The sequence below is a fragment of the Frankia sp. CcWB2 genome, assembly GCF_977927585.1.
This window is the reverse complement of record NZ_CDWRCM010000057.1, coordinates 7,732-11,848: the sequence shown is the minus strand read 5'-3', so window position 1 is coordinate 11,848 and position 4,117 is coordinate 7,732. Positions and strand designations below refer to the sequence as shown.

Genomic DNA, 4,117 nt, shown 5'->3' with positions numbered 1-4,117 from the left:
GGCTGCACGTGGTCATCCCCGATGTCACCCGGGTGCACTGGTCGATCAACATCCGTAAGTTTGTGCTGTCCGCGTCGAGCCTGGACGAACTGGTCGATCTCGGGACGATCACGCTGGCAGCGGCCACCTTTCTGGACGCTGCCGTCGTCGCCGGCCTCAACATCATCATTGCGGGCGGCACTCAGGCCGGCAAGACGACCATGCTCAACTGTCTCGGCTCGGCCATCCCGGCCCGGGAACGGGTGATCAGCTGCGAGGAGGTGTTCGAGCTGAAGCTGCGGGCCGCCGACTGGGTGGCGATGCAGACCCGGCAGGCCAACCTGGAGGGCAGCGGGGAAATCCGGCTGCGCCGGCTGGTCAAGGAGGCCCTGCGGATGCGCCCGGACCGGCTCCTGGTCGGCGAGGTTCGCCAGGAGGAGGCGCTCGACCTGCTGATCGCGCTCAACTCTGGGCTGCCCGGTATGTGCAGCCTGCACGCGAACTCGGCTCGCGAGGCCGTGACGAAACTGTGCACCCTGCCCCTGCTCGCCGGCGAGAACGTCAGCCATGCCTTTGTGGTGCCCACCGTCGCCGCCAGCGTGGATCTCGTCGTCCATCTGGAGAAGGACGTCTCGGGCCGGCGCCGCGTCACCGAGGTCGTCGCGCTGCCCGGCCGGACGGAGGGGGACGTCATCGAGATCGCCCAGATCTACCGCTCGCGCGCGGACGGACTGGTCCGCGCCGACGGCTTCCCGCCACATCCCGAACGGTTCGCCCGCGCCGGCTACGACCTGCCCGCCCTGCTGGCCCAGGGCGACCATGATTACCATCATCATCGGCCCGGCGGGGGCTGGCCCGAGATCGCCGCGGAGCGATGATGGGCATCTTCCTCGGCCTGCTGTTCGGTCTGGGTCTGTTCCTCATCGTCACCAGCGGCCGGCCGCGGTTCGCGGCCTGGTCGGCGACGGCGCGCTGGGAACGGTCGACGAGCGACCTGCTCGCCCAGGCGGGCATCCGCGGCGTGACCCCGCGTCAGTTCGTCATGATCAGCCTGGGTCTGGGCCTGGTAGCCGGCCTGGTCGTCCTGGCATTCACCGAGACCGTGTCGCTGGCCGGCGCCTTCGTCGTGTTTGCGAGTCTGCTGCCCCGGGCCCTCGTGGTCCGTCGGCGGCATGCCCGCATGCATGATCTGCGGGAGCTGTGGCCGGACGTTGTCGACAACCTGTCCAGCGCGGTGCGGGCCGGGATGTCGCTGCCCGAGGGCCTGGCCGCGGTGGGGGTGCGGGGGCCGGTACAGCTGCGACCGGCTTTCACCCGGTTCGGCGAGGACTACAGCGCCACCGGGTCGTTCTCGGCCTGCTTGGACCGCCTCGCCGACGAGCTCGCCGATCCGGTGGCCGACCGCATCATCGAGTCACTGCGGATGGCCCGGGAGGTCGGCGGGACCGACCTCGGCCGGCTGTTGCGCACGCTGTCCACCTTCCTGCGGGAGGACGCCCGCACCCGCGCCGAGCTCGAGACGCGGCAGAGCTGGACGGTGAACGCCGCCTGGCTCGCGCTCGCCGCCCCCTGGATCGTGCTGCTCCTGCTGGCCACCCGGGGGCAGAACGTGCGAGCCTACGACAGCCCGACCGGGGTCCTGGTGCTCGTGGTGGGCGGCGCCGTGTCGGCCCTCGCCTACCTGCTCATGAAGCGGATCGGCCGGTTGCCGGAGGAGGGCCGGGTGCTGCGCGGGGGAGCGGCCGCTGGCCGGGGGGCGGGATCATGACTACGGTCGCCAGCGGTGCGCTGATCGGGTTCCTCGTCGGGCTGGGCCTGGTCATCATCGTCTACCGCTCCCCCCGGGCCCGGCGCATCCACCTCGCTGACCGAATCGATCCCTACCTGCGGGACACCCCCACACCCTCGAGGCTGCTCGAGGACCGGCCGCGGGGGGTGCCGCGGCCGGGTCTCGCCGCGGTCGAGGCGCTCGCGCGCCCGTTACTCGCGGACGCCGCCGGTCGGCTCGACCGTTTCCTGGGGGGCCGGGCCGCCCTGCGACGCCGGCTGACCCAGGCCGGCGGACGGACCAGCATCGAGGAGTTCCGCGTCCAGCAGGTCATCTGCGCGGCCAGCGGGGCGCTGATCGGCGCCCTCCTGCTGGCGCTGCGCGCGCTGCTCGGCGTCGGCCCGCCGACCCTGGTCAGTGTCGCACTGATCGTCGCCGGCACGGCCGGTGGGGTGGTGGCCCGGGACTACTGGCTGTCGCGGGCGATCTCCGAGCGCGAGGACCGGATGCTGCTGGAGTTCCCGACGATCGCCGAGCTGCTGGCGCTCGCGGTGACCGCGGGGGAGTCGGCCATCGGGGCGCTGGAGCGGGTCAGCCGGTTGACCCACGGCGAGCTTGGGCACGAGCTGCGGCTCGCGTTGGCCGACGCCCGCGCCGGGGCCACCCTCGTGCAGGCGTTGGAGGGCATCGCGGCGCGCACGGCGTTGGCACCCCTGGTGCGGTTCGTCGACGGGATGGCGGTCGCGATCGAACGGGGGACGCCGCTGGCGGACATCCTGCGCGCGCAGGCCGTTGACGCGCGTGAGGCGGGCAAGCGGCAGCTGCTAGAGGCCGGTGGCCGCAAGGAGATCGCGATGATGATCCCGGTCGTGTTCCTCGTCCTGCCGACGACCGTGATCTTTGCCTTCTACCCGGCCCTGGTGAGTTTCACCGTGATCGCGCAGTGAGTGCCCGGGGCGCGCAGGTGGCCGCCCGCAGGTGGACGCGCCCGTCCGGCGAGGTCGGATCAGCCAGCCTAAAGGAGGAGACATGGGACGAACAGGGCAGGCCATGAAAGCGAGATGGCGGGCCTGGCGGTCAGCCGTCGCATCGGGCGGCCACCATGATCGCGATCGGGGGGACGTCCCCGGCTGGGTCATGATAACCGTCATGACGGCGGCGCTGGTGGTCGCGATCGCCACCCTGGCGACGCCCGCCCTGCAGAACCTGTTCACCTCGGCCATCAACTCGGTGTCGGGTATCGGCGGTGGCGGCTGAGCTCGCGGCCGCCGCGGGGCCGGACGGGATCGACGGCGGCCCCAGGGGGACCGGGCAGCGACCGGACGCGGTCGAGGACGGCGTCGAGGACGGCGTCGAGGACGGCTCGGACGCGGCTGACGGCGGATCGGCCGTCGTCGAGTTCATCCTGGTGGGGACGTTGTTGCTCTTCCTGATCCTGGGGATCATCCAGGTCGGCCTGGTGCTGCACATCCGCAACACGCTCGCGGCGGACGCTGCCGAGGGAGCCAGGCACGCGGCCAATCTCGGCGTGCCGGCGAGCGAGGGCGGTCCCTACGCCCAGGCCCTCATCGCGCGGACCATCCCGGGACGGTCCGACGCCGTCTGCACCGGGGCGCAGGTCGACGGGCCGGGTGGCACGCCGCTCGCGGAGGTCACCTGCCGGGTTGCCGTGCCGCTCGTCCTAGTCCCACTGGGCGACGGCATCACGATCACGGTGAAGGGCCACGCACTCAAGGAACTGCCGTGACGAGGGGTGTCGTGGCGGGAGATCGGATCGCGCGGGCGGCCCTGCGCTCCGTGCCGCGGACGATCCTGATGATCAGGACAGGTTGCGTGGCTTCCGTGCGCCGCGTCGGTCGCATTGGTCGCATAGGCCGCGTTGTCTGGCCCGAACGGGCAGGCCCGGCGACCGGGGCCGACGACGGTTCGGCGATGATCGAATTCGTTGGATTGTCCGTCGTGCTGCTCGTTCCGTTCGTCTACCTGTTCCTGTGCGTCTTCGCGGTGCAGCGCGCGGCGTTCGGGGTGACCCAGGCCGCCCGGGAGGCCGGGCGGGCGTTCGCCACCGCGGGCAGCGAGACGCAGGGCATGGACCGGGCACGGCTCGCCGCGCAGCTCGCCCTCGCCGACCAGGGCGTCCCCGGCGCGCCACAGGTCCGATTTGCTCCCGAGGGCGCCGACTGTGGTGCGGGGGATCCCGGGGACGGCGCGGCAACCCTGGAGCCAGGCGCGTCGTTCGTCGTCTGTGTCCGTACGGTCGTGGCGCTGCCAGGAACCGGTGCCTTGTTCTCCGGCATCACCGACGTCACGGTCAACGGCCAGTTCACCGTGGTCATCGACCAGTTCCGCGCCGACCGGCGGGAAACCCAG

The 4,117-nt window shown here is 71.9% G+C and carries 6 protein-coding genes; all 6 read left to right on the top strand.

Annotation, left to right across the window (positions count from 1 at the left end):
- The coding region (locus ACY45C_RS08505; protein WP_462187076.1) for a CpaF family protein at nucleotides 1-857 on the top strand (857 nt) is incomplete at its 5' end.
- The gene (locus ACY45C_RS08500) at nucleotides 857-1,747 is read left to right on the top strand and encodes a type II secretion system F family protein (RefSeq protein WP_462187084.1); all 891 of its coding nucleotides are present in this window, start codon (nucleotides 857-859) and stop codon (nucleotides 1,745-1,747) included. The genes ACY45C_RS08505 and ACY45C_RS08500, both read left to right, overlap by 1 nt.
- Nucleotides 1,744-2,694, top strand: coding sequence for a type II secretion system F family protein (locus tag ACY45C_RS08495; RefSeq protein ID WP_462187075.1), 951 nt, complete (start codon nucleotides 1,744-1,746; stop codon nucleotides 2,692-2,694). Before ACY45C_RS08500 ends, ACY45C_RS08495 begins: the two co-directional genes overlap by 4 nt.
- A 103-nt stretch (nucleotides 2,695-2,797) precedes the next feature.
- Nucleotides 2,798-3,004, top strand: coding sequence for a hypothetical protein (locus tag ACY45C_RS08490; protein WP_462187083.1), 207 nt, complete (start codon nucleotides 2,798-2,800; stop codon nucleotides 3,002-3,004).
- Entirely contained in the window at nucleotides 2,994-3,494 is a 501-nt protein-coding gene (locus ACY45C_RS08485) for a TadE/TadG family type IV pilus assembly protein (protein ID WP_462187074.1), read from the top strand. Before ACY45C_RS08490 ends, ACY45C_RS08485 begins: the two co-directional genes overlap by 11 nt.
- Nucleotides 3,495-3,679: 185 nt before the next feature.
- Nucleotides 3,680-4,117, top strand: a 438-nt coding sequence (locus ACY45C_RS08480) for a hypothetical protein (protein ID WP_462187073.1), incomplete at its 3' end; no start/stop codon positions are given.

Coding starts and splice junctions, on each gene's coding strand:
- ACY45C_RS08490 (WP_462187083.1), top strand. CDS start 2,798: ATGAAAGCGAGATGGCGGGCCTGGCGGTCAGCCGTCGCATCGGGCGGC.
- ACY45C_RS08500 (WP_462187084.1), top strand. CDS start 857: ATGGGCATCTTCCTCGGCCTGCTGTTCGGTCTGGGTCTGTTCCTCATC.
- ACY45C_RS08495 (WP_462187075.1), top strand. CDS start 1,744: ATGACTACGGTCGCCAGCGGTGCGCTGATCGGGTTCCTCGTCGGGCTG.